25 protein-coding genes, 4 tRNA genes and 1 riboswitch are annotated in these 23,693 nt (G+C 43.3%); of the genes, 5 read left to right on the top strand and 24 right to left on the bottom strand.

The features are described 5' to 3' along the window. The first annotated feature begins 55 nt into the window (after positions 1–55). Positions 56–535, top strand: coding sequence for a tRNA (cytidine(34)-2'-O)-methyltransferase (locus tag BLP85_RS08850; RefSeq protein ID WP_092819743.1), 480 nt, complete (start codon positions 56–58; stop codon positions 533–535). A gap of 58 nt (positions 536–593) precedes the next feature. On the opposite strand, the gene BLP85_RS08845 is transcribed toward BLP85_RS08850, so the two are convergent. From BLP85_RS08845 to rpoD, 6 genes are all read right to left on the bottom strand, one after another. Then, a complete protein-coding gene (locus BLP85_RS08845; RefSeq protein WP_092819742.1) occupies positions 594–1,988 on the bottom strand; it encodes an APC family permease in 1,395 nt (464 codons plus the stop codon). A 264-nt stretch (positions 1,989–2,252) separates the two neighbouring features. Next, positions 2,253–3,437 carry an iron-containing alcohol dehydrogenase gene (locus tag BLP85_RS08840; RefSeq protein ID WP_092819741.1) on the bottom strand — a complete coding sequence of 395 codons (1,185 nt, stop codon included), beginning with the start codon at positions 3,435–3,437 and terminating at the stop codon, positions 2,253–2,255. A 1-nt stretch (position 3,438) separates the two neighbouring features. Further along, on the bottom strand, positions 3,439–3,972 hold the full coding sequence (locus BLP85_RS08835; protein WP_092819740.1) for a hypothetical protein: 534 nt from the start codon (positions 3,970–3,972) through the stop codon (positions 3,439–3,441). Between the two features lie 77 nt (positions 3,973–4,049). Beyond that, positions 4,050–4,709, bottom strand: coding sequence for a lipoyl(octanoyl) transferase LipB (lipB, locus tag BLP85_RS08830; protein ID WP_092819739.1), 660 nt, complete (start codon positions 4,707–4,709; stop codon positions 4,050–4,052). Between the two features lie 164 nt (positions 4,710–4,873). Next, positions 4,874–5,161 (bottom strand): YbeD family protein, encoded by a 288-nt coding sequence (locus tag BLP85_RS08825; protein WP_092819857.1) that lies wholly within the window; start codon positions 5,159–5,161, stop codon positions 4,874–4,876. Between the two features lie 116 nt (positions 5,162–5,277). Next, positions 5,278–7,164, bottom strand: coding sequence for an RNA polymerase sigma factor RpoD (gene rpoD / locus BLP85_RS08820; RefSeq protein WP_092819738.1), 1,887 nt, complete (start codon positions 7,162–7,164; stop codon positions 5,278–5,280). A 368-nt stretch (positions 7,165–7,532) separates the two neighbouring features. On the opposite strand from rpoD, the gene BLP85_RS08815 reads away from it, so the two are divergent. Next, positions 7,533–7,742: a PA3496 family putative envelope integrity protein gene (locus tag BLP85_RS08815; RefSeq protein WP_086176283.1), complete on the top strand. Its 210-nt coding sequence runs from the start codon at positions 7,533–7,535 to the stop codon at positions 7,740–7,742. A gap of 68 nt (positions 7,743–7,810) precedes the next feature. After that, the gene (locus tag BLP85_RS08810; protein WP_092819737.1) at positions 7,811–8,335 is read left to right on the top strand and encodes a YecA/YgfB family protein; all 525 of its coding nucleotides are present in this window, start codon (positions 7,811–7,813) and stop codon (positions 8,333–8,335) included. 189 nt (positions 8,336–8,524) lie between these two features. Here the strand turns inward: BLP85_RS08810 and BLP85_RS08805 are convergent, their stop codons facing one another. From BLP85_RS08805 to trhO, 4 genes are all read right to left on the bottom strand, one after another. Next, the gene (locus BLP85_RS08805) at positions 8,525–8,938 is read right to left on the bottom strand and encodes an ABZJ_00895 family protein (protein ID WP_092819736.1); all 414 of its coding nucleotides are present in this window, start codon (positions 8,936–8,938) and stop codon (positions 8,525–8,527) included. A 29-nt stretch (positions 8,939–8,967) separates the two neighbouring features. After that, positions 8,968–9,585, bottom strand: coding sequence for a DedA family protein (locus BLP85_RS08800; RefSeq protein WP_092819735.1), 618 nt, complete (start codon positions 9,583–9,585; stop codon positions 8,968–8,970). Positions 9,586–9,670: 85 nt separating this feature from the next. Further along, on the bottom strand, positions 9,671–9,955 hold the full coding sequence (locus BLP85_RS08795) for an FUSC family protein (protein WP_092819734.1): 285 nt from the start codon (positions 9,953–9,955) through the stop codon (positions 9,671–9,673). A gap of 222 nt (positions 9,956–10,177) precedes the next feature. Beyond that, the gene (gene trhO / locus BLP85_RS08790; RefSeq protein ID WP_092819733.1) at positions 10,178–11,110 is read right to left on the bottom strand and encodes an oxygen-dependent tRNA uridine(34) hydroxylase TrhO; all 933 of its coding nucleotides are present in this window, start codon (positions 11,108–11,110) and stop codon (positions 10,178–10,180) included. A 224-nt stretch (positions 11,111–11,334) separates the two neighbouring features. Here trhO and BLP85_RS08785 point away from each other — a divergent pair, with 224 nt between their 5' ends. After that, entirely contained in the window at positions 11,335–11,805 is a 471-nt protein-coding gene (locus tag BLP85_RS08785) for a DUF1289 domain-containing protein (protein WP_409449184.1), read from the top strand. Between the two features lie 141 nt (positions 11,806–11,946). On the opposite strand, the gene ribB is transcribed toward BLP85_RS08785, so the two are convergent. From ribB to BLP85_RS08725, 12 genes are all read right to left on the bottom strand, one after another. Further along, positions 11,947–12,606 (bottom strand): 3,4-dihydroxy-2-butanone-4-phosphate synthase, encoded by a 660-nt coding sequence (ribB, locus tag BLP85_RS08780; RefSeq protein WP_092819731.1) that lies wholly within the window; start codon positions 12,604–12,606, stop codon positions 11,947–11,949. A 94-nt stretch (positions 12,607–12,700) separates the two neighbouring features. Then, positions 12,701–12,861: riboswitch (FMN riboswitch) on the bottom strand. A gap of 147 nt (positions 12,862–13,008) precedes the next feature. Then, entirely contained in the window at positions 13,009–13,389 is a 381-nt protein-coding gene (gene panD, locus BLP85_RS08775) for an aspartate 1-decarboxylase (RefSeq protein WP_086196843.1), read from the bottom strand. A 143-nt stretch (positions 13,390–13,532) separates the two neighbouring features. After that, positions 13,533–14,114: an aminoacyl-tRNA hydrolase gene (gene pth, locus BLP85_RS08770; protein ID WP_092819730.1), complete on the bottom strand. Its 582-nt coding sequence runs from the start codon at positions 14,112–14,114 to the stop codon at positions 13,533–13,535. Positions 14,115–14,133: 19 nt separating this feature from the next. Next, entirely contained in the window at positions 14,134–14,430 is a 297-nt protein-coding gene (rplY, locus tag BLP85_RS08765; protein WP_092819729.1) for a 50S ribosomal protein L25, read from the bottom strand. A 99-nt stretch (positions 14,431–14,529) separates the two neighbouring features. Then, positions 14,530–15,483, bottom strand: a complete 954-nt coding sequence (locus BLP85_RS08760) for a ribose-phosphate pyrophosphokinase (protein WP_086196840.1) — start codon at positions 15,481–15,483, stop codon at positions 14,530–14,532. Positions 15,484–15,519: 36 nt separating this feature from the next. Beyond that, positions 15,520–15,594: transfer RNA gene (locus BLP85_RS08755), tRNA-Gln, on the bottom strand. A gap of 92 nt (positions 15,595–15,686) precedes the next feature. Next, positions 15,687–15,761 (bottom strand) — tRNA-Gln (locus BLP85_RS08750). Between the two features lie 41 nt (positions 15,762–15,802). After that, a tRNA-Gln gene (locus BLP85_RS08745) sits at positions 15,803–15,877 on the bottom strand. A 27-nt stretch (positions 15,878–15,904) separates the two neighbouring features. Further along, a tRNA-Gln gene (locus BLP85_RS08740) sits at positions 15,905–15,979 on the bottom strand. A 1-nt stretch (position 15,980) separates the two neighbouring features. After that, entirely contained in the window at positions 15,981–16,811 is an 831-nt protein-coding gene (ispE, locus tag BLP85_RS08735; RefSeq protein WP_092819728.1) for a 4-(cytidine 5'-diphospho)-2-C-methyl-D-erythritol kinase, read from the bottom strand. A 24-nt stretch (positions 16,812–16,835) separates the two neighbouring features. Beyond that, on the bottom strand, positions 16,836–17,417 hold the full coding sequence (gene lolB, locus BLP85_RS08730; protein WP_092819727.1) for a lipoprotein insertase outer membrane protein LolB: 582 nt from the start codon (positions 17,415–17,417) through the stop codon (positions 16,836–16,838). A gap of 8 nt (positions 17,418–17,425) precedes the next feature. Next, positions 17,426–19,138 carry a tetratricopeptide repeat protein gene (locus BLP85_RS08725; protein ID WP_092819856.1) on the bottom strand — a complete coding sequence of 571 codons (1,713 nt, stop codon included), beginning with the start codon at positions 19,136–19,138 and terminating at the stop codon, positions 17,426–17,428. A gap of 78 nt (positions 19,139–19,216) precedes the next feature. Here BLP85_RS08725 and hemA point away from each other — a divergent pair, with 78 nt between their 5' ends. Then, positions 19,217–20,506, top strand: coding sequence for a glutamyl-tRNA reductase (gene hemA, locus BLP85_RS08720; protein ID WP_092819726.1), 1,290 nt, complete (start codon positions 19,217–19,219; stop codon positions 20,504–20,506). A gap of 22 nt (positions 20,507–20,528) precedes the next feature. Here hemA and BLP85_RS08715 read toward each other — a convergent pair whose 3' ends face one another. Together BLP85_RS08715 and BLP85_RS08710 are read right to left on the bottom strand one after the other, a co-directional pair. Continuing rightward, positions 20,529–22,436 carry a DNA primase gene (locus BLP85_RS08715; RefSeq protein WP_092819725.1) on the bottom strand — a complete coding sequence of 636 codons (1,908 nt, stop codon included), beginning with the start codon at positions 22,434–22,436 and terminating at the stop codon, positions 20,529–20,531. A 197-nt stretch (positions 22,437–22,633) separates the two neighbouring features. Then, the gene (locus BLP85_RS08710) at positions 22,634–23,665 is read right to left on the bottom strand and encodes an outer membrane protein assembly factor BamD (protein WP_092819724.1); all 1,032 of its coding nucleotides are present in this window, start codon (positions 23,663–23,665) and stop codon (positions 22,634–22,636) included. Between the last annotated feature and the right edge of the window lie 28 nt (positions 23,666–23,693).

The raw sequence follows: 23,693 nt of genomic DNA, 5'->3' as shown, positions 1-23,693 counted from the left end.
TGGCTTGATCAGTAAAGTCCAAACATTGCCTAAATAAAATTAGAGTGAGTAAAAAGTGATCCACGTTGTTTTGTACGAGCCAGAAATTCCTGCTAACACCGGGAATATCATCCGTTTATGTGCCAATACCGGTGCGCAACTTCATTTGGTTAAACCGCTGGGTTTTGAGCTCGACGATAAAAAGCTGCGACGTGCAGGCCTGGACTATCATGAATGGGCACACATGAAAGTGTGGGAAAACTTTGCAGAATGCCTGGCATATTTAAAAGAACAGGGAATTGATAACAATGCCATTTATCCTTTAACCACCAAAGGTTCTGAAACTCCACATACTTCAGACTTAAACCGTCCGGTGGCTTTGCTGATGGGCCCTGAAACACGTGGTCTGCCTGAAAATGTGCGCATGATGTTCCCGGAAAAACACTGGATTCGTTTACCCATGGTAGCAAACTCTCGCAGTTTGAACCTGTCTAATGCTACAGCGGTTATTCTGTATGAAGCATGGCGTCAGCAAGGTTTTAAAGAACTCGTCTAATTTCAGAGTATAAAAAAAGACGCATTGAGCGTCTTTTTTTATGCATGAGATCAAAGCATTAATGCGTATCATCAAACTCGTTGTGCTGTGGAGCAGGGTGTTTGAAACCTTTGGTTTTATAACCCAGGTACAAAATACCGAACATTGCCCACCATAAACCAAATTTTAATGCGGTATCTTCAATCTCTAGCCACATGGCAAAAATACTTAAGAAGCCGAGTAAAGGAATGACTACAAAGCTAATAATGTCTTTGATATTTTTAGTACGGCCATCACGTAATGCATAACGTGAAATTACAGACAGATTCACAAAGGTAAAGGCAGTGAGGGCACCGAAACTGATCATTGAAATCACGATGTCCAGATCCATGAAACCAGCAGTTAAAGCCACGCCACCGACAATCAGAATGTTGTAAACCGGTGTGTAGCTTTTCGGACTGATATGACCAAAAATCTTTTTGTTGATCACGCCATCACGGCCCATCACATACATTAAGCGTGAAACGCCCGCATGTGCAGAAATACCGGATGCCATCACCGTAACGATTGCGAAGTAAAGCACCACAGTTTTGAATGCTACTCCACCAACGGCTTGAAGAATGTCCGGCTGGGTTGCAGCAACATCTTCAAAATATGTCTTCGGATCGTTCGGGAAGTAGATTTGCATGAAGTAGGTGCTAATAATAAAGATGACACCTGCAATAAGTGCAGTCAGGAAAATCGCTTTAGGTAAGGTCTTTTCAGTATCTTTAGTTTCTTCTGCCAGCGAGCTGAGTGAGTCAAAACCGGTAAAAGAGAAACAAAGCAATGTTGCACCGGTAATTAAAGGGCCTAAAGCTGTCATTTCATTCCAGAACGGATCCAGGCTCCACAACTGGTATTTGGCATTCGCCAATGTCCCATCGGCATTGACCCCACCTGCAAGTAGAGAATAAACCATCCAGGTGAAGTACCCGATGACTGCCAGCTGAACCAATACAATCAGGCCGTTGAAGTTGGCAACGAATCTGGCACCCCGCAAGTTTACCCCGGTCATAAATGCGGTCAGTACAACAACCCAAACCCAATGGTTCACCCCAGGGAAAAGCGCTTCCAGATAAATGACGGCCAAAATGATGTTGACCATCGGTGACAGTAGATAATCGAGCCATGATGACCAGCCCACCATAAAACCGACATTAGGGTGAATCGATTTTTGAGCATAGGTATATGCCGACCCTGATGAGGGATAACGACGGATCATGTGTCCATAACTAATAGATGTAAACAGAATTGCAATGAGGGCAATAATGTACGAAGTTGGCACGTGATAATGGCTTTCTTCGGAAACCAGACCGAAGGTATCAAATAATGTCATTGGCTGAATATAAGCTAAACCAATAATAATGATGTGCCACAGTCCAAGCGTTTTTTGCAGTTTAGCTGCCGATTGAGTCCCAGAGATATTTGTCAACGGCGTTATCCTCTTATCGTTGATCAAGGATCAGTCATGTTTACAAGGATCGTTTGAGACGAACGATCCCCCCTAAATGAATAAAACAAAAGTGCGCCAATCTACTCCAGTTTGGTACCTTTTGCCAATATCTTTATGAGTTTTTAATGCAGTAAATATGCCATTTGCTATAAAAGATTCGCTTTAATTTTCCATAAAGTAAAAGCCTGATGCTCAAAAAAACATCAGGCTTATTTTTGGCTATATTCACTTATTTTTCAATATTTACCAAGCTTTTTCTAAAATCGCTTTTAAATCACTCAGGGTGGCTTCTTTCGGATTGTAAATAATAGAACCGTCATTTAATGCTTTGTCTGCGACTTCATTCAATTGCGCTTCTGAAACCTTGCCGGTTTCACGTAAAGTACGTGGCAATTTAGTCAGTGCATACAAGCGATCACGCATGGTCAGAATCGTAGCAATCGCTTTATCGGCACGTAAATGTGCAGGGGTTTGCGCATAAATGTCTGGTCCAGCTAAAGGGAGTAGCAATTCGGCAATTTTGTCACCATTGACTTCCTTGTTGTACTCCAGCACATAAGGCAGGAACAGGTTCATGCATAGGCCATGGGGCAGGTGGGCAACCGCACCTAGGGCATGTCCAAGTGAGTGAACTAGGCCTACCATAGAATTAGAGAAAGCAATCCCGGCCATGGTTGAAGCTTGAGCCAGTTCCAGGCGACCAAACTCATCTGTCGGGTTGTCCAGAACATTGAACAGGCTGTTGCTGACTTTTTTGATCGCAGCCGTTGCATAAGCATCGCTGATCGGATTGGCTGCCATACAGGTATAGGCTTCAACCGCATGGGTCAGCGCGTCCATAGCCGTCATGGCAGTTAAATGCGGTGGCAAGGTCTGGGTCATACGCGGGTCAAGAATGGCAGCATGCGGCATCAGGTAATAAGAGGCAAATGGCATTTTGACATTTTTTTCCAGATCGGAAACCACAGCCACCATGGTTACTTCTGAACCGGTACCCGATGTGGTTGGAATCACGAAAAATGGTTTTAACGGTTTGGGCAGGTTATGTGCACCTGAATATTTAAGCAGGTCATCGCCGCCTTCGGTCACCAGGATATTGGTTGCCTTGGAGGTATCAATGACCGAACCGCCACCCACGGCGATAATCGCATCACAATTATGATCACGATAAGCTTTTGCTGCATTTCGAACGGTTTGTACGCTTGAATCTGGTGGAACATCATCAAAAATATGGCCAATCACCGCATCGGTAGATTCAAAGGCAGCCTCAATAGGGGCGAGCAGATTGTTGCTGCGTACGCCTTTATCGGTAATGATGAGCGGGCGTTTTGCACCTAAAGTAGCAAGTTCAAACGGAATATGTTCTAAGGCGGCATGACCTGCGATGACTTTGACTGGACAGAAAAATTCGTAATAAGGCTTAGCCATGTTATGCACTCCGTTTAAAATAGGATTGAGCTACTTTCAAATAAATATTTGCAGCTCCAGTCAGTTTTTCTTTTAGGCTCAATTCGGTTGGGTATTGTTTTACAGCAAGCTCGGCGAGGAGTTTAGGTAAAATGAGCACTTCCATTTTGTTTAAGCAGCGTACCAGACGAATGGCAAATGAAATATCTCCATCGGCTATCATACGGTCGTGGGCAAAAGCCTGTGCAGTACTTTCCTGAAAAGAAAACACTAAAAAAGCGTGGCTTAAATGCTTAAAAGTAATGGTGAGGTCAGGTTTGCTGTCTACAGATTGCAGTAATTGTAATTGATGGTCTTCCGTGACTTTTGCAATAAAAGCTGGGCCATTCGGAAATACTTTCATCGATAGCACAAAACCGACAGGAAATTTTGCAACTTCCTGTTTGACTTCGGCATCGACTTGACTCGCCATGACTAAACCTCTGCCAATCACATCCATCATGAGTTTGACATAGGTCAGTTGTAAAGCGGGCTTAACGGATTTGGTTGAAATCACTCGCGTATCCCTTATCTAAAAAATATTTTATTAGTTTAGAGTAAATACTCTAATTTATTTTTATGTCAAAAGCAAAGTTATTGTTGCATGATTTGAACTTCACTAAAGTAACCGCTGCTGTTTAAAGTTTCAATGATATCGACGCATAAGTTCTCGAATTTTGGGTAATCTGGAACCAGGTCCTGAATACGGACCATCTCTAAACCTGCATAACCACATGGGTTAATGGTATGGAAACCAGACAGGTCACAGTCAATATTCAGGGCCAATCCATGATAGCTGCGTCCTTTGCGGATTTTAAAACCCAGCGAACCAATTTTGCGTTCATTGACATAAACGCCCGGTGCATCCGGTTTGGCATAGGCTTCAATGCCATATTTTTTCAGCAGTGCGATCATTAAATTTTCAGCATAAGACACCAGCGTGCGTACATTCCAACCCAAACGGTTTAAATCAAACATGAAATAGGCAACCAGCTGACCCGGACCATGCCAGGTCACTTGTCCACCGCGATCCGTTTGTACCACCGGTATATTGCTGGACATAAGAATGTGTTCAGGCTTGCCGGCTTGGCCTTGGGTCAGCACATCATGATGCTGCAAAATCCACAGTTCATCTGGGGTATTCTCATCACGGTTTTCAGTCAGGTTTTTCATATCCTGAAAGCGGTCGAGATAGGGAGTGAGCTGGTTAAATTGGCGAATAATCAGTTTGGGTTTTAGAACAGCATCAGTCACGTGAAGTGCGTCCTTAAAAGTTTTTAAGAGGATGAAAGAATTATAATGAAATCATGCCAAAATGGGGATGATCGCTGCACGATTTAAACTTTTTTGTGGTATTAATAATATTTTTATTGTCCTATAAATAAAAAAACACGCATAAAGCGTGCTTTTTTATATTCTTAAAGCGCAGTTTTAATCAATGGGCAGGCTGCCAGGTCAGCATATAAAGCATGTACCTGTTCCAGTTCGACAAAAACAATTCGAGCAGTCAAAGAATGATATTTCCCGGTACGTGAAGGTTGTACCTTGATGCTATTACCGTCAAAGTCTGGGAAATGTTTTACCAAAATGTCTACAACAGCAATATGTAACTCTTCGCAGGCTTCACCAATCAGTTTGATTGGATAATCCATAGGAAAGACCCAAAGATGTTCTTGAAGTTCGCGAGATGGTGTACGGTCTAACATGGTCATAGTAGTCCCACTTATATATCAAACGCCTGCGTAGTGCAGGCGTTATGTGTTGCTGAATACTAGATGGGGCTAATGGACAACTTTTCAACCCCCATCGGTATTACTATGGCTTAGTCATTTTCCAGGAATGAACGCAAGTGTTCAGAACGGGAAGGATGACGTAATTTGCGTAATGCCTTAGCTTCAATCTGACGGATACGTTCACGGGTAACGTCAAACTGTTTACCGACTTCTTCCAGTGTATGGTCGGTTGGCATATCAATACCAAAACGCATTTTCAAGACTTTCGCTTCACGTTCAGTCAAGTTTTCCAGCACTTCTCGAGTCGCCTCTTTCAGGCCTTCTGAAGTTGCTGCATCTACCGGAGAGGTGATGTTGCCATCTTCAATGAAGTCGCCAAGATGTGAATCTTCATCATCACCAATTGGCGTTTCCATAGAAATCGGCTCTTTGGCAATTTTAAGCACTTTGCGGACTTTAACTTCGTCCATTTCCAGGCGTTCGCCCAATTCTTCAGGCGTTGGTTCACGGCCCATTTCTTGAAGCAATTGACGTGATACACGGTTGATCTTGTTGATGGTTTCAATCATGTGTACCGGAATACGAATGGTACGTGCCTGATCGGCAATTGAACGGGTAATTGCCTGACGAATCCACCAGGTGGCATAGGTCGAGAATTTATAACCGCGACGGTATTCAAACTTGTCTACGGCTTTCATCAAGCCGATGTTACCTTCCTGAATCAGGTCAAGGAATTGCAAACCACGGTTGGTATATTTTTTCGCAATCGAAATAACCAGACGCAAGTTAGCTTCCACCATTTCTTTCTTCGCACGACGGGCTTTGGCTTCACCCACTGCCATACGTTTAGAAATGTCTTTAATTTCCTTAACATTCAAGCCTAATTCTTTTTCGATGTCGGCAATCTTTTGCTGGAATGCCAGTACATCTGGACGTACTTTTTCCAGGTAAGCTTTCTGCTCTGCAGGTGCTTTGGCAATTTGTTCATCTAACCAGGCTGGATTAGATTCCTGACCCGGGAAAGAGGTACGGAACTGAGTACGGTCCATACGGCCACGGCGTACCGCATAACGCATCACTTCACGCTCAGATGTACGAATCTGTTCATGGGTGCCACGAATCATTTCAGAAATGATGTCAAATAGACGTGGAGTGAACTTGAACATCATAAACACGGTAGCAAGTGCCTGAAGTGCTTCATCTGCCTGTTTACTGTTGCGACCGTGCTTTTCAATTGCAGCTTTGGTTGCTTTCCAGGCTTCTTCCAGTTCAGCAAAACGTACGCGTGCAATTTCCGGATCAGGACCTGACTCACCTTCAGAATCATCCTCACTTTCAGATTCTTCTTCGTCATCATCGTCCAGTTTTACATCTTTGGTCGATTTAGAGGTTGATTCTTCCTCGTCATCAATGTCCGTTTCATCTTCTAAAACTTCTGGAATTTCTTCATCAGATTCCGGATCTAAATAGCCCGATAAAATATCAGCAAGACGACGTTCACCTTCAATGACATCGTTATATTCTTTTAATACAACTTCAACGGCATTCGGCCAGTAGGCAATCGAGTGCAGAACGTCACGAATACCTTCTTCAATGCGTTTAGCAATGCTAATTTCGCCTTCACGCGTTAATAGTTCGACCGTGCCCATTTCACGCATGTACATGCGTACGGGATCTGTGGTACGACCAGGTTCGTTTTCAACAGAAGCAAGTACGGCTGCCGCTTCTTCTTCGGCAACTTCATCGGCAGCTTCAGCATTTGAGCCATCGAACATGGCATCATCAGATTCAGGCGCACGTTCATGAACTGGAATACCCACGTCCTGAAGCATCTGAATGATGTCTTCAATCTGTTCGCTTTCCGTGATCGAGTCCGGGAGATGATCGTTAACCTCAGCGTAAGTTAAGTAACCTTGCTCTTTGCCTCGGCTAATCAGAGCCGCTACTTGCGAAGTAGGGGAAGTCATATCGCTCATCTTTGCTTACTCTTCGTTGAATCTGTGGCAGTGAAAAACCGTGCATGATAGCACAATTTGCTTAAAATTGTTTTGAATATTGATTGCTCAAGTCTCATTTAAAAATATGAATTTGATTTAACAATTGTTTTCAATATTGGGCTGGAATTTTTTTTTTCAAGTCCATAGGGTGGAACACTCAAAATATACTGAGTTTTGAACTGGCCAGGCTGAAAATTCTAGGTACTAATAAATACACAATTTTTAGGGGGAAAAACAAGATTAAACCAGGTTTGTGAGAGAAAAAAATAAAAATACTTGACAAGAGGATATAAGCAGGATAAATAGCGCCTAGACCCATTCACTTTTTTCACCATGAGGTAGTTTTAGTGTCTTCTACAGATTTTGAACTAGATGATAGCTACAGTGATGATGATGTTAGTTTTGATGAAGTATCAAGCAAAATTAGTGCTAAAGAGTCGTTAGAAAAACGTCGCCTCATTGATGACCTTCTCGCACAACGTCGTTTAGAGCGCGAGCTGAAAGATTTTGATTATGATCTGGATGATGACGACGATTTTGATGACGAAGAAGACTAAAATTGGATTCTGTATAGCGGGCTAAAATGCTATGCTATGCCGTAGTTATTTTACAAACTGGATTTTAAATGAGTGCTTTAGATTTAGACCTTTTGAGCGAATATCTAGATGGCGACCAAAATGAATATGGTCTAGATTTCCCGGCTACTCATGGCTTTTTATGTGCAATTGCGGTTGGTCCGAAATTCGATAAATGGCTGGACGAACTTTTTGACAACAATCAAAAGAAGGTACCTGCAGAAATTATTGCACAAGTAAAAGCATGGTTAGAATCAATTCGTCAAAGCTTGGCCAATGAAGAAGGAATCGAGTTTCCTTTTGAAATTGAAGAAGCAGATGTGGATTCAAGTTTAGGTGACTGGAGCGTTGGCTTTGTCGATGCGATGTTCTTAAATGAAGATGCTTGGTTCACGCCTGAACATGAAGAGCAATTGGTCGACTTAACTTTGCCAATGATGGTGTTCAGTGGTGTGGATGAAGAAGATCCACAAATGGAATCTTTCCGTCGCAATGGCCAGCTCATGGATGAAATTGCTGAAGAAATTCCAGATAATTTGAATGAATTGTATTTAATGTACCACACGCCAGCGTGATGTTACTTCATGTGCCGCTACAATCGCGGCTCGTGTATCACACGCCAGTGTAATGGTACGCCTTGCACTGTAATAATCACAGTTCATGTATTCATATCAAATTAATTCCTTAAATAAAAAAAGCACCATAAGGTGCTTTTTTTAGGCGTGTTCTTTTATAGGAGATGGGGTATGCATCATGATTAAAAACTATTTGAATTTATTCAATGTATAGCGGGCATAGCCATTGTAAGCAATATGAAAGATCAGCCCATGTAAGGCAATCGCAGCTGCGACCAACCATGAATTTCGGGCTCTACCGGCATAATTCATCGTGATTAGAATTTCCTCAGTTTGCGGATGTATAAAAATTGAGATAAACATCACGATAAAACCAATGGTCATGGCGATCACTGTTGATCCCCAAACCATTGTATTTTTCTCCTTGGCATTGGGTAAACGTTGTTCTTTTTTGACAAAATGTCTGGCACTTAGAAATGCTGAAGCGATCAGCCCAGGCAGCAGGGTAATGGCATTCAGCTTTAAGCCAAAAATCAAGAGGCTGACCAAAAGAATTAAGACCATACTATAAACAACTGCAAAATATTTAAGATAATGCGACATTGCCTTAGCCTCCCGAGGATAACTTTGATTCAGGAGGGACGATTTTTACGCTGCTGTCTACGGTATACAACCCAGCCAATAATGATGACTACAATGGACATAATCACATAACTGACTTTACTGAAAATTTGCTGCATTAAATGCTGGTTTTCTCCAAAATAAAAACCGACACAGGCAAGGAAAGTGGTCCAGATAATAGTACCTAAGCCACTGTAAAACATAAATTTCCAAAAAGGCATTCGACTCATGCCTGCAGGAATGCTAATGAGCGAACGTACGGCAGGAATCATGCGGCCAAAGAATACGATGCGATGTCCATAGTGTTCAAACCAGTCCAGTGACTTTTTAACATCGCTCGATTTGATAAATAGATATCTGCAATAGCGGTCTACAAAACGAAAGATGCTGTCATGGTTAAACTTATAGCCAATCCAATACAGTAAAGCAGCCGCAAGCAATGAACCGAAACAGCCGGCAATAATGACGCCAAACAAAGTTAGCTGGCCTTGCGATGCAGAATAGCCAGCGGAAGGCATGATGATTTCAGAAGGAATGGGAGGAAATACATTGTCAAGAAACATGAGCAGGGCAATACCGAGATAGCCCAATTGTTCCATAATGGAAATAATCCACTCTGTCAGATTCATAAAGTGATAAAAATATTAGTGATATTTACACCATCCTAAATTTAATTTGTTGCAGGGTAAAGCATAGCCAAGCAATCCCTTTGGATTATTCTTGGCTATGAATCAGGGTGTGGATATAAACTTTTCTTAAACTATAGGCGAGTGCAAATGGAATCACACCGAGCAAGGCATATTCCAGCAAATTAGGTGTGAGATGATAGGCAATAAACAGGGAGAAAATACTGCCAATCACTGCTCCCATCATTACAATAAAAAGATGGGATTCTTGCTCTAAAGTTTGTTTAATGTGTTCTACTTTTTGCAGATTTCTTTCGCGTACCAGGTAAAAGCGTCGAGTATAATGGGCTGAGCGACTGATTGTTCTTGACATAATTTAACTCCTTTTTCACGTTACTTTTTAGGTTATATGTTAAATATTTCACGTTGAAAATTAATGGTTTATAAGTTTGTTGTAATTTTTATTTCAGATTAACAGATTATTTGTGACTTGACACACATTAATGGTAAAACTTAGTGATCTTTTTTTATTTATTGTTGTTTTTAGGTAAATAATCAAAGCCCTCTTATGAGGGCTTTGATTTAGGACATTCAATTATAGGCGTTTGCGTTTCGCTGCTGCAATTTGTGACTGACGCATACGGAAGCCGGCTTTTTGTTTTTCGCTGGTTTTGTCGATGCAGTATTTGCAAGACACGCCATGTTCATAGCTTGGAAGTTGCACTTCTTCGGGAAGTAAAGGCCAGCCACAAGCATGACACTTAATGTTCTGACCTTCTTCTACACCATGAGTCACAGCAGTACGGCCATCAAAGACGAAACATTCACCTTCCCACATGCTTTCTTCGGCAGGCGTTTCTTCCAGATATTTTAAAATACCGCCTTTCAAGTGATAGACCTCATTAAAACCTTCTTGAAGCAACAATGAAGTGGATTTTTCGCAGCGAATACCGCCGGTACAGAACATGGCAATTTTCTTGTCTTTATGCTGCTCCAGTTCTTTTTTGACATATTCCGGGAATTCACGGAAGGTTTCAGTTTTAGGGTCAATCGCACCTTTAAAGGTTCCGGCTTTATATTCGTAGTCGTTACGCGTATCAATCAAAATTACATCGTCACGTGCAATCAGTTCATTCCATTCTTTCGGATCAAGATAGTGCCCGACTAAATCGCGCGGTTTGACTTCAACGCCTAAAGTTACAATTTCTTGTTTCAGTTTGATTTTCATTTTACGGAATGGCTTGTCAGAACTGTGAGACTCTTTATATTCCATTGCGTTAAAACCTTCATTCCAAAGGAATTGATGAATGGTATCGATTGCTGCACGGTCACCCGCTACAGTACCGTTAATGCCTTCTCCTGCAACAATGAGAGTTCCACAAAGATTGATGGTTTTTACCAAATCAAGAAGACGTTGCTGCAGATCGGCCGGATCTTGAACTTCTTTAAATTGATATAGTGCCGCAACAACCCAGTCAGTGGTCGCTTGCTGTTCTACAGGTGCAAGCTGTTCTACAGTAGCGTTCATGGAAAACTCCAAATGTATTCAGGTAAGACAAAATTTCAGGCGCATATTCTAACGTGAATTGGCACAATTAGCGATAAAACCTAGTATGAAATATGGTTTTTAATTTGCTGTTTGGGGATGTATGATGCCTGTGCTCATTGCATCTTAAATCAGAAAAATGGTCTGAATTTGCCAGACCTGAATGTTGTTGAATTTCGGAGTTTATTTTGAATACTGATCGTCAAATGGCCTCTTTGACTCCATGTGCAGGGCGTTGCTCTACGGTGTTTGGTGATTCGGTCTGTCGGGGGTGCCGTCGTTTTAATCATGAAGTGATTAAGTGGAATACCTATACAGCAGAGCAGCATACGGCCATTTGGCATCGATTGGATTCGCAACTGGATCAGATTTTGATTCCGATGTTGCCCATGGCGGATATCGCCCATGTTGAAGGTTTTGTTTTGTCCAAGCGTGTACGTTTGCGTCCGGACGCGAGCAAGGGACGCAAGCTGTACCATGCGTTAAAGTTGTGTGAGAAAAATCGTCATTTTACTGATGAGAGTGGTTTGGGTATTCACTATAAAGAAGTGCGTCCTTTGTGGGATGAATTTGAGCGACGTGTCTTGGCCCTTGCCACGGCCAGTTATGATTTGGCCTTTTTACGGGCGGATGGCATCAGTATGCATTTGCTGCAAAGTATGCAAGAAGAGGACTAGGCTCATTTTTACCTCTTAAAATTTATAAAGAAGATTTCTTCATTTTTGGGTGCATTGAAATAGTCTGGATTTAAAAAGTCATCAGGCTAAATGATCCAGCCTGATGACTTTTATTTTTTGTAGCAAGCTATGTGGCGTGGTTTAGAGATTGTGCTGCAAACGGTATTGTACAAGTTCTTCAATGGTAATCACGGTTAAATGATGAGTCTGTGCATAAGACAGAACCTGAATGCCAGATGCCATCGTACCGTCAGGATTAGTCAGTTCGCACAAAACACCAGCGGGTTTTAGGCCAGCCAAACGTGCCAGATCAATGGTGCCTTCGGTATGACCGCGTCGAGTCAAAACACCGCCTTCGCGCGCACGCAAGGGAAACACATGCCCCGGACGGTTGAGGTCACTGGCCACGGCACCATCCTGAATTGCGGTTTTAATGGTGGTAGTACGATCTTTTGCCGAAACTCCTGTAGTCACCCCTTGTGCGGCTTCAATGGTCACGGTAAAGGCGGTTTTAAACTGGCTGGAGTTGTCAGTCACCATGGGTGGGAGTTCTAAATGATTGGCCAGTTCATTGGTCAGGCAAAGACAGACAATGCCGGAGCCATCACGAATCATGCGAGCCATCGTTTCCACAGTTAAGGTTTCTGCCGCCACAATCAGGTCGGCTTCATTTTCACGCTCAAAGTCATCCATCACCAAAACCGGTTTGCCTTGGCGGATATCTTCTAATGCTTTTTGAATACGTTGTTCAGCTGGGGGAAGGGCTGAGAAGAAAATTTCGGGTTGAATCAAACTAGACATTGAAACGCTCTCGTAAAATAAACATACGGTTGAACATTTCAGGACTGATGCAGAAATGGGGTCGCAGCGATATATTATGTATAAATATCGGTTACGTCGTCTTCTTTCATCCGGACTATACCGTCGGCTTTGGTTTTTCACCAAATCTGCGAGTAAACCCTGTTCGGCTTACAGGCTCGTGGGCTGATTAAATCCTATAGAAATATAGTTTTAAATTACCACCGGTGGGGAATTGCACCCCGCCCTGAAGCGATGTGCCATAAGTATAGACCTGTTTTGCAGGCAGGGCGCAAATTTCTATAGATCAATCAGTCATATGGATAGTAATTATGTGAATAATAAAATGAAATTAACAGACAATAAAAAAGCCCGCATATTGCGAGCTTTTCATGTCTTTCAATCTTAAGCCACTTGAACAGGAATACAGTTGGCTGTGTGGTTCACTGTATTGTCCGGATTTGCATAAACCAGGCGAGGTTTATGGGCATTGGCTTCAGCTTCGGTGAAATCACCAAATGTGGCGATAATCATTAAATCGCCCACATCCGCTTGCAGGGCAGCGCCGCCATTGACTGAAATGATGCCTGAATTTTCTTCACCACGGATGGCATAAGTGGTAAAACGCTTACCATTAGTCACGTTCCACATATGAATTTCTTCATATTCACGGATACCGGCTAAATCCATTAACACGCCGTCAATTGCACAAGAACCTTCATAATGTAATTCTGCTTGTGTCACGACACAACGGTGAATTTTAGCTTTTAATAAACGAGAAAGCATGGCTAGCGTCTCCTTAGTTGACCTAAGATTTTATCTTAGTTAAATCAAATCACTTCTTACTGGATCAGTAATCCGCAGAAAGCGCATTTTGCTCCGAAAAAAGCAACATGGCAAGAAGGAAAATTCAATTATTTGTAGAATGATCAGTTCGGTTTGTAGGCATTAATTTGATTCATGGCTGGCTGTATGTCACCGTTCACCAGCAATTTAATGCGGGATAAAGCATGTGCAATAGCGTCATCCATTAAACCTTGTTCGCTGCTCGGAGCTTTGCTCAGGACATGACCCGATACGCGTTCTTTGGAACCCGGGTGCCCAATACCGATACGCAAGCGATGGAAATTAGGGCCTATATGCGGAACGATATCACGCAAACCGTTATGTCCACCGTGACCACCACCTGTTTTCAGGCGAATGATACCAGGGTCCATATCCAGTTCATCATGTGCAATCAGCATTGATTCAGGAGCAACTTGATAGAATTTGGCGAAGGGTACAACACTTTTGCCAGAGGCATTCATAAAGGTTGTGGGTAACAGCAGACGAACGTCCTGACCTTCGATATTACCTCGACCACTGATTCCGTAGAATTTAGGATCGGCTTTGAGAGAGATGCCATATTGTTCTGCAAGGCGTTCAACGAACCAGAAGCCTGCATTATGGCGGGTTTGGGCGTATTCCTTACCAGGATTGCCCAAACCAACAATTAGCGAAAGTTTTGACACTAATTTACACCGTTAACACTTATGCGCGTTTGAAGTCAGCGTGCATTGGAGTGTTTTTAGCTGGGTGACGTTGTAAAGCTTGGATTTTAACGCTTTCAACTTTGTCGCCAACTTTAATTTCAACAACTTCTTCAAAGAAAGCGTTGCTTTCAAGCGCTTTAACAAGTTCACGAAGCTCTAAAGTAACTGCTACAGGTTCAGCAGCACCACCGTAGATGATTGCTGGTACTTTGTTTTGAAGACGAAGGCGGCGGCTCGAACCTTTCCCTTGTACTGCTTCTTCACGTGCTGCTGCGTTTAATACGAAGTTTGCCATGATAGACATTCCTATTTAAGTTTAATTAAGCTGAGTTTTCGACCAGCTCAGCGATAGAAAACCCTGCTTGAAGCAGGGTTTTGAAAATTTAGCGCTATATTATAGATAAGAATCAAACATTGCGCTAATAGATTCTTCGTTGTTAATACGACGAATTGTTTCAGCAACCATGCTGGCGACTGAAACCTGGCGAATCTTACCAAGTTCTTGGGCTTCTTGAGACAGAGGAATGGTATCTGTGACAACGAGTTCGTCGATTACAGAATTCTTCAGGTTCTCAATTGCTTTACCAGAAAGTACCGGGTGAGTTGCATAAGCAACTACACGGCGCGCACCAAACTGTTTAAGTGCATCAGCAGCTTTACATAAGGTACCTGCTGTATCCACCATGTCATCCACGATAACGCAGTCACGATCTTTAACATCGCCAATCAAATGCATCACTTGTGATTCATTGGCTTTTTGACGACGTTTATCGATGATTGCAAGATCGATATCACCCATTTGTTTTGCTACAGCACGGGCACGAACTACACCGCCAACGTCTGGAGAAACAACCATGAGGTTATGGTGTTGCTGTTGACGAAGGTCAGCAAGTAATGCAGGAGTACCGTAGATGTTGTCTACAGGGATATCGAAGAAACCTTGAATCTGGTCAGCATGAAGGTCGATCATTACTACGCGGTCAATACCCACAGTTGTCAGCATGTCTGCGACAACTTTTGCAGTGATTGGTACGCGGCTTGAACGAGGACGACGGTCTTGACGAGCATATCCGAAGTAAGGGATGACAGCAGTGATACGACCTGCACTTGCACGGCGCAAAGCGTCAGCCATAACGAGGACTTCCATCAGGTTGTCATTCGTTGGGGCGCAAGTAGGTTGTACCAGGAATACGTCTTTACCACGGACATTTTCAGTAATTTCGACAGCGATTTCACCGTCAGAAAATTGACCTACAGATGCTGCACCTAAAGGGATGTGCAGATGGCTTACGACTTTTTGGGCGAATTGTGGATGTGCAGTTCCACTAAAAACGACAAGATTGGGCATGAAGCACCCTTGGCGGTTGGAATGTTTGAAAATAGATGGCAGGGGCGGCTGGATTCGAACCAACGGATGCCGAGATCAAAACCCGGTGCCTTACCACTTGGCGACGCCCCTAATGCGGCAGAACTTTAATATTTTTGCTGTTCTGTGTCAAGGTGAATTAACAAATGAACATGCAAATACTGTACTGTCTTTTTTGAGAAAAATGGCAGGGGCGGCTGGATTCGAACCAACGGATGCCGAGATCAAAACCCGGTGCCTTACCACTTGGCGACGCCCCTAAATTTGATTGCTATATTGTGATTTAAACCATAAGTTTAAATGGTAGGGGCGGCTGGATTCGAACCAACGGATGCCGAGATCAAAACCCGGTGCCTTACCACTTGGCGACGCCCCTAATACAGTAATCTACAGATGAATATGATGGCAGGGGCGGCTGGATTCGAACCAACGGATGCCGAGATCAAAACCCGGTGCCTTACCACTTGGCGACGCCCCTATCATATAACCTTGAAATGACGTAATGGTGATTCATTTAAACTATTGACCAAGTAAGCTTTACATGGTGAATGAGCTAAAATCTCATCAATATTCATATCGGCAGTTACTTCAGTGAAAACACAAGCACCTGTACCTGTAAGTTTTGCAATACCGAACTGGTCTAAATACTGCATCGCTTCATCAACTTCAGGATATAGGCTTCTTGCCAAAGGCTCAAAGTTATTTCCAAAGTTAAATGGCTTTAACTGATAGGCGCAAAATTTAGTAGGCTTCGTGTCTCTTGTCAACGTTTTTTGTGAAAAAAGCAGTTGAGTGCTGATAAAACAATCAGGTTTTAACACAATGTATTGTTTTTGATCTAAGTCTATGAATGTTAAGTGTTCACCAATGCCTTCTGCCCAGGCATTCCGGCCATGAACAAAAATGGGCACATCGGCACCGAGTTTTAGCCCCAGTTCGGCCAGCTGCTCAATGTTTAAGCCACATTGCCATAACTGATTGACCACAATCAGGGTGGTGGCCGCATTTGAGGAGCCACCGCCAAGTCCTGCACCCATGGGAATGTTTTTTTCAATGCGGATGTTTAAGCCCGAAAATGCTTTTGCATACGGCTTTAAAATCTGTGTGGCCTTGAAAATCAGGTTGTGCTCTAAATCGACGCTGCTTAATCCATCAATGCTAATTTCAGGACTTGCTGTTTGGCTAAATTCCAGCCAGTCATACAGGTCAATCAGCTGAAAAATACTTTGCAATTCATGATAGCCGTCCTCGCGACGACCAGTGATATGCAAAAAAAGATTAAGCTTGGCAGGAGAAGGAACACGAATCATAGAATTTTGAACTTTTGAATAGGCTTAACGGTTTTGAATGAGCATTGTAATACGGTTTTCCTGACCGGACTCAAGGAGTTGTTTGAGAATCAGCTTGTTTGGCAGCTGCGCCTGCTCGTTATAACTCAGATCAACGGTCCAGCCATCTTCCAGAAACTGAATGGGACGGTTTTGCTCATCTTTACTGATTTTTGCCTGTGTGGTTGCTGGTTTGGCCTGTACCCAATCGACTAGGTGGGTAATAGGGGCTTGCCAGCCAGTGGCACGCTGCAATAATTCTTCAGGTGTGTCGGCTTGAATCAAACCTGTTTTAGCACTGTTGAGGGTAACATTACCGGGTTGGCCTGAAATCTGGGTTTTACCCACGCCCAAAATTCCGCTTAACTCGATGTCAAATTCATCCTGCTGTTGTACCCAGGTGAAAAATGCACTGCCAGACTGTCCCGGTGTTCTTACCCCAATTTTACCTTGCAGATTGAAGTTTTTTGCCGCTTCAGGAATCTGGGCAACATTCGGTGTTTGAGGTTGGGTGTATTGTTGGCAACCGCTCAGGATTAGCGTGCTTGCTGCAATCAGGCTTAAACTGAATTTAGAAAAAATGTGCATACAGATAGTTAACTCTTTTTCATGGGTTGCGGTAACAGTAACGATTTCAATTGCTCTAATTGCGGATCATTCGGATGATTTTTTTGTAATTGTTGTAACACTTTACTAAATTTTGTCAGCTCACCTTGCATGTATAAAGATTTTGCATAACGCACTCCAATTTTCACGTTTTGACTTAATTTATAGGCTTGCTCTAACACTTGAGCCGAGGTTTTAAAGTCGTTTTGTAAAAAGGTGATATAGCCTAAAGTATCTAAAATAGAGGCTTGTTCGGGAGCAAATTCCAGGGCGTGTTCGACATACTGGCGGGCTTCATCTAAACGCCGGTTTTGCAGTGCCAGCGTATAGGCATAGGCATTCAGGTAAGTCGGGCTATTGGGCTCTATTTCGAGTAATTTTTTCAATAATTTATCAAGTTTTTCCCGGTCTTGAAAAGCATCGAGCAATAACACTTCAGAGTAAATCAGTTCCGGATCATCCGGAATGTTTTTAATGGCTTCATCGAGCAGGCGTATCGCTGCTTTTTTATTGTCCATGCGTTTTAAAATATCGGCCTGAGCCTGATAGAGAAAACTGGCATATTGCGGGTAATTAACCCGTTCTTGGGTCAGGAAGCGCAGTGCATCGGTAGGCTGGTTCTGGGCAGAAAAAATATTAATCATGCTGCGGCGTGAAACTGTGTACAGGCTGCCATCTACCAGACGATAGTAGGCTTTTGCCGTTTCAAAATGTTGCTTTCTTTCAGCATTGACTGCCAGATAGTAATAGGCTTCATTTTGATATTGAGTAGAATAACGTAACTCGACTAAATACTTTTCAGCTTTTTCGTATTGTTGCAAGTCAATACTGGTCAAACCGGCAATAAACAGTGCTTCTTCTTCATGGGGCCATTTTTTTAGCAAATTTTCGAGTTTATTGAGTGCCTCTTCTGATTTATCTAGCTTAATCAAATATTTAATTTCAGCTAAGCGAACCTCTATATTGTTTTTATGTTTGCGGCTGGCTTTGTTATACCATTTTAGGGTTTCTTCATCATTTCCCAGGGCACTGAGCAAATTGGCCTTCATTAAAATAAAGCCGGTCACATTGGCACGCTTTTTTAATGCACGACTGATGGTGGTCAGCGCTTGTTCCAGCTGTCCGTTTTGTGCTTCTAAACCTGCAATGAGCACCAGTACCGAAGGATTGTCCCGCTCTTTGCTTTTACGCAAGGCATCAATTAAATAATCGCGATCTTCAGGATCTTCCGGCGCAATGCCGACCAGAATTTTTTCCAGGTCTGCATTAGGGTCAATCTTTAAAATCTTGTCCAGCGTTTCTGCGGCCAGTTCATATTCATGGGCTTTTAAGGCAATATGTGAAAGATAAAATAAAGCCGGTACGTCGCTTGGTTCCTGTACCACCCAATGGGTGGCAATATCCAGGGCCGCTTTCAGGTCATCCTGTTCAATTGCAACATTTAAGGCGCGTTGTTTAACCGTGGTGGAATTGCTTTTAATTGCAAGCACGGTGTAGTTGTGTAATGCTGTGGGAATGTCATGATAGGTCAGTGCAAATTCAGCAATCATGCTTTGTTTTATGGCATTATAGTTTGAATTGGCATGATAAATTTCTCCAGATGCTCTAATATGAGCACTGGAAGCCATGCTACCCACAAGTAAGAATGTGGTAGAATATTGCTTAATTGTCGTGCCGTTTATCCGGCTATTTGTTTGACGCAATTTTTCTTGATCCAAGTAATGCTTTTTATGACACCAATACCGCACAATAGCATAAATTTAGCGAAATGATGATCTGATATGTCTTTCTTTGCATTGGGTGTCAACCATCAAACCGCCTCTGTAGAACTGCGTGAGCAGATTGCATTTAATCCTGAAAAATTAATGCACTTGCTTGCCCAGCAAAGCCAAAACCATGACCTGAATGATATGGTAGTGGTCTCTACATGTAACCGCACCGAAGTTTATGCCATGTCTGAAAATGCAGACATGGTAATGAATTGGCTCGCCGAAGCAAATGGCCTAGATGTTAAACAATTGTTTAATCATGTATATCGTTATGAAAATGCGCAGGCAGTGACCCATTTAATGCGGGTGGCCAGCGGTCTGGATTCACTGATGCTGGGTGAACCGCAAATTTTGGGACAGGTAAAATCTGCATTGTCTCTGGCTAAAGATGCACATACCGTTTCGCCGGATTTAAACCGGATTTTTGAATATGCCTTTTATGCAGCCAAACGTGTGCGCTCGGAAACCGCAGTGGGGAGTCATGCGGTTTCGATGGGCTATGCCGTTGCCCAGCTGGCCCTGCAGGTTTTTAGCAAACCTGAAAAACTGACCGTGATGGTGGTCGCTGCAGGGGAAATGAACAGTCTGGTAGCGAAGCATTTAGCGGAAATGGGTGTGGGAAAAATCCTGATTTGTAACCGGACCCGTGCGCGTGCAGAAAATCTGGCACAGGAAATTGCCCATCGTGTTGATGTGGAAATTATCGAGTTTTCCGAACTGGCGGTAAATTTGCACCGGGCAGATGTCATTTCAAGCTGTACCGGAAGTTTGCATCAGGTTATTTCCTATCAAGATGTTAAAACAGCGTTGAAAAAGCGTCGTTATCAGCAAATGCTGTTGGTGGATTTGGCCGTTCCGCGCGATATTGATCCCAAAGTAGAATCCCTGGATGGCGTGTATCTTTATGGCGTCGATGATTTACAGAGCGTGATTGATGACAATCTTGCCCAACGCCGCCAAGCGGCGGTTGAAGCCGAGGTGATGGTCAACCAGTTGGCTACGGATTTGCTCACGCAGCAAAAAATTAAAAATGCTGGCAGTACCATTCAGGCTTATCGTGCACAGGGTGAAGTACTCAGGCAAGAAGAACTGACTTTGGCAATGTCCCGTATAGCCAAGGGTGACAATCCGGAGCAGGTTTTGCAGGAATTTTCGCACCGGCTGACACAAAAATTACTGCATCCGACTTCTATCTTGTTGCGACAGGCAGCCAAGGCGGAAGATCCGGGATGTTTTGAATCGATGCGTGAACAGTTAGAAGAAGTATTTGCCAAACGGCGTAATACCAAACACGAATTTTAAGCTGTAAATGACTGCCGCTCGCTTAGTCTTCCAGCAGGGTGAGCGAGCGTTTTTTATCAATCTCATAAATTTTCTGTTTCAGATTGCGCATTTCGGCAATGCTAGCAAATTTCTTCGATTTAAGTTTTTGTTGCAGGCACTGGTATTGCAGTTTAATGGAAAAATCTTCCGCCAGTTTATCGGCTTGTTCAGGTGAAGAAGTGTAATCACTGACATTGGCATGTAGCAAAATATTTTGCAGATCATGGTGATAAGCTGCACAAGCCCCTAACACATAATACTGCGACAGCTCGGTATCATCAGGTAAATCATCAAAAATGATATTGAAAATATTTAAAATTTTAAACAGCAGTTGATCCTGCGCAATTAAGGCCCGTAGCGGTTCAAAATGAATATACAGATAGGGGTGGTTCATCAAAATCGCAATGACATATTCTTCGGCATCAATCTTGGTACTGAAGCTTAAGGATGCGTCATTATTGACTTGCGGTTGCCATTTGCGGCTAAAGCCCAATTTTTCCCGGAAAAATTGCTGTAATAAATAACGGTAGGACCCCTGTTTTGGCAACAGTTCGGTCAGTTGGCGTAATTCGCCCATGACCTGACTTTTGCCTTCAGGCTTGGTCACATCATGATTCTGGGTGAGATGAGCAAAAACAAAATCGGAGAGTAATGGCGCTTGCTGTAACAGGCGATGGAAGTTTTCAATGCCTTCACGGCGAATCAGAGAATCCGGGTCGTGATCATTGGGCAGCACAAAAAACTTGAGTTCGCGGCCATCATTCAGCAGCGGCAGGGCAATCTCGAGTGTACGGCGGGCAGCTTTTTGTCCGGCAGCATCACCATCGAAAGCAATGGTAATACGGTTGTTTTGTTTGAATAAAATATTCAGGTGTTCGGTGTTACTCGCCGTTCCCAGAGTTGCTACAGCACCGGAGATACCATATTGCTGCAAGGCTATCACATCCATATAGCCTTCAACCATCAGCCAGTCTTGGGCTTTCTGTTTGCGGCCTTCATATAAACCATAGAGCAACTGGTTTTTATGAAACACTTCAGAGTCAGGCGAGTTGATGTATTTCGGTTTGATTTCGTCATTTAAGGCTCGGCCACCAAAACCGACCACACGGCCTTTGGCATCACGGATCGGGAAAATGACCCGGTCACGCAGCAGGTCAAAATCACGGCCATTGTCACTGGTGCGGATTAGACCCAGCAGTTTTAAACCTTCAATATCCTGTGGAAAAGCTTTTTCCAGGTGTTGCCAATCTTCAGGTGCATAGCCTAAGCGCCAATAGTCAATGGTCTCTGCACTTAAGCCACGTTGTTTAAAATATTGCTGTGCACTGGCACTTTGCGGTAACTGGCGTTGGTAATACTGGGCAATATTTTCCAGCAGATCAAACAGGTTGCCGTCTTGTGGGGTTTCTTCCATTGGCATCTGTTCAAAGGATGCAAAAGGGTCGCCATAGTAGTCGTTTTCCTGGGCCTGAAATTCTGCAAAAGGATCAAAATGTGCGTCAAGTGCTGCATTCTGTGCTTGATCGGTGGTGCTTTTCGGTTGTTCTTTCAGCTGTGCTGTGGGCGCAGGTTTTACTGCTTCACGTTTATATTTAATTCTATTGCTGTCGTTATTGTCTTTCGGCAGTTCAATCCCGGTACGGCTCGATAGGTCTTTCATCACGTCGATAAAGTTGCGACCGTCAATGTCCATTAAAAAGCGGATGGCGTTGCCGTTGGCCTGACAGCCAAAACAGTGAAAATATTGCTTGTCGCGATAGACATGGAAAGATGGCGATTTTTCCTGATGAAAAGGGCAGCAACCTGAATAGGTGCGACCGGTTTTCTTGAGTTTCACGCGCTGACCAATCAGATCGACAATATCGGTACGATCCAGGATTTGATCAATCGTGTGTTGAGGAATAGCCATAGGTATGCAATCGGGTTGTAATCTATTTAAATGAGTGACCAATAAGCCGTCAGAATATACGCAAGTAAAAATTGCGTGATTCGGTTAAAAGTAATTTGTATACCTTTTGCGCAAAATGATCAATATGATGCATTGAAATCGCAAAAGGGCAAGTATCATAACTTGCCCTTCATGAAAATGCGAACAATAAGCCGGGCTTATTCTGCGCCGGGTGCTGGTGTCGGCGTTTCTGCTTGAGGCTGTTGCTCTGGTGCAGCAGGAATGCTGCTTTCAGTTTTAGGGCGATCCAGCAAACCAAAACTTAAACGGTTGGTGAGACTGCGCTTTTCAGACTGTTCTGAAATTTGCTGTTGCTCTGCCTCGGTAGAGGTTTTTGCTTCACGGCCAAAAATACCTAAAGTAGCGCGGTTAACCCAGCTACCTTCATTATGCGCGGCACGCATATTCACGCTACCGTCTGCTTTGACCAGATGCGGATAATTCAGCTTTAACACTTCAATGTACTGCTGTGAAGTTTGCTGATCTCCCAATTTGTCATAGCCATAAGCCATGGTGGCTAAAGCTTCAGGAATCTGCGGGGTTTGTGGATAGTGTTCCACCACCCATTGTGAGCGCTCGATGGCAGCCAGCCATGCTTTACGCTTAATGTTAAAACGTGCCGCGTTCATTTCGCTTTCAGCCAGTTCCGTGCCGATGAATTTCATGCGCTGTGCCGCATCGACAGCATAAGTGCTCGATGGGAAGCGGCGGATGAAATCGACAAAGTTCTGATAAGCCACTTTTAAATAACTGACATCACGGTGCGACTGTTTTAACGAGGTATAGCGGAGCAGACCGTCATAGTTTTGTTCCATGTTCGCTACACCACGAACATAGTAGGCATAATCCACATTGGGATGTTGCGGATTTAAGCGGATAAAACGCTCAGCCAGGGCAACAGCGCCTTCATAATCTTTTTGTTGAAACTTAACGTATAACAATTCCAGTTGTGCCTGCTGTGCATAGTCACCTGTTGGATAGTAGGTATCTATAGCTTCAAGATGTTTGGCCGCATCGGTATATTGTCCGCGCTCAAGCGCTTTTTCTGCTTTTTGGATATACACTTGCTCGCTAGACTGCGGTCCTGTGTCCACAACTTCTTTCTTTGGATTACTGCTACAGCCCACTATTGCCGACGCAACGCCTAAAGATAAAGCAAGCATTGTCATTTTATAACGTGGTAACGACATAAAAATTCCTCTGTTAATACTGGCAATG

The organism is Acinetobacter kookii, from assembly GCF_900096895.1.
GTDB lineage: Bacteria > Pseudomonadota > Gammaproteobacteria > Pseudomonadales > Moraxellaceae > Acinetobacter > Acinetobacter kookii.
This window is presented reverse-complemented; position numbering and strand designations above follow the sequence as displayed.

Coding starts and splice junctions, on each gene's coding strand:
- BLP85_RS08840 (WP_092819741.1), bottom strand. CDS start 3,437: ATGGCTAAGCCTTATTACGAATTTTTCTGTCCAGTCAAAGTCATCGCA.
- BLP85_RS08825 (WP_092819857.1), bottom strand. CDS start 5,161: ATGTTAGACCGTACACCATCTCGCGAACTTCAAGAACATCTTTGGGTC.
- rpoD (WP_092819738.1), bottom strand. CDS start 7,164: ATGAGCGATATGACTTCCCCTACTTCGCAAGTAGCGGCTCTGATTAGC.
- BLP85_RS08810 (WP_092819737.1), top strand. CDS start 7,811: ATGAGTGCTTTAGATTTAGACCTTTTGAGCGAATATCTAGATGGCGAC.
- BLP85_RS08805 (WP_092819736.1), bottom strand. CDS start 8,938: ATGTCGCATTATCTTAAATATTTTGCAGTTGTTTATAGTATGGTCTTA.
- BLP85_RS08800 (WP_092819735.1), bottom strand. CDS start 9,585: ATGAATCTGACAGAGTGGATTATTTCCATTATGGAACAATTGGGCTAT.
- BLP85_RS08795 (WP_092819734.1), bottom strand. CDS start 9,955: ATGTCAAGAACAATCAGTCGCTCAGCCCATTATACTCGACGCTTTTAC.
- trhO (WP_092819733.1), bottom strand. CDS start 11,110: ATGAACGCTACTGTAGAACAGCTTGCACCTGTAGAACAGCAAGCGACC.
- BLP85_RS08785 (WP_409449184.1), top strand. CDS start 11,335: ATGGCCTCTTTGACTCCATGTGCAGGGCGTTGCTCTACGGTGTTTGGT.
- ribB (WP_092819731.1), bottom strand. CDS start 12,606: ATGTCTAGTTTGATTCAACCCGAAATTTTCTTCTCAGCCCTTCCCCCA.
- panD (WP_086196843.1), bottom strand. CDS start 13,389: ATGCTTTCTCGTTTATTAAAAGCTAAAATTCACCGTTGTGTCGTGACA.
- rplY (WP_092819729.1), bottom strand. CDS start 14,430: ATGGCAAACTTCGTATTAAACGCAGCAGCACGTGAAGAAGCAGTACAA.
- BLP85_RS08760 (WP_086196840.1), bottom strand. CDS start 15,483: ATGCCCAATCTTGTCGTTTTTAGTGGAACTGCACATCCACAATTCGCC.
- ispE (WP_092819728.1), bottom strand. CDS start 16,811: ATGATTCGTGTTCCTTCTCCTGCCAAGCTTAATCTTTTTTTGCATATC.
- lolB (WP_092819727.1), bottom strand. CDS start 17,417: ATGCACATTTTTTCTAAATTCAGTTTAAGCCTGATTGCAGCAAGCACG.
- hemA (WP_092819726.1), top strand. CDS start 19,217: ATGTCTTTCTTTGCATTGGGTGTCAACCATCAAACCGCCTCTGTAGAA.
- BLP85_RS08715 (WP_092819725.1), bottom strand. CDS start 22,436: ATGGCTATTCCTCAACACACGATTGATCAAATCCTGGATCGTACCGAT.
- BLP85_RS08710 (WP_092819724.1), bottom strand. CDS start 23,665: ATGTCGTTACCACGTTATAAAATGACAATGCTTGCTTTATCTTTAGGC.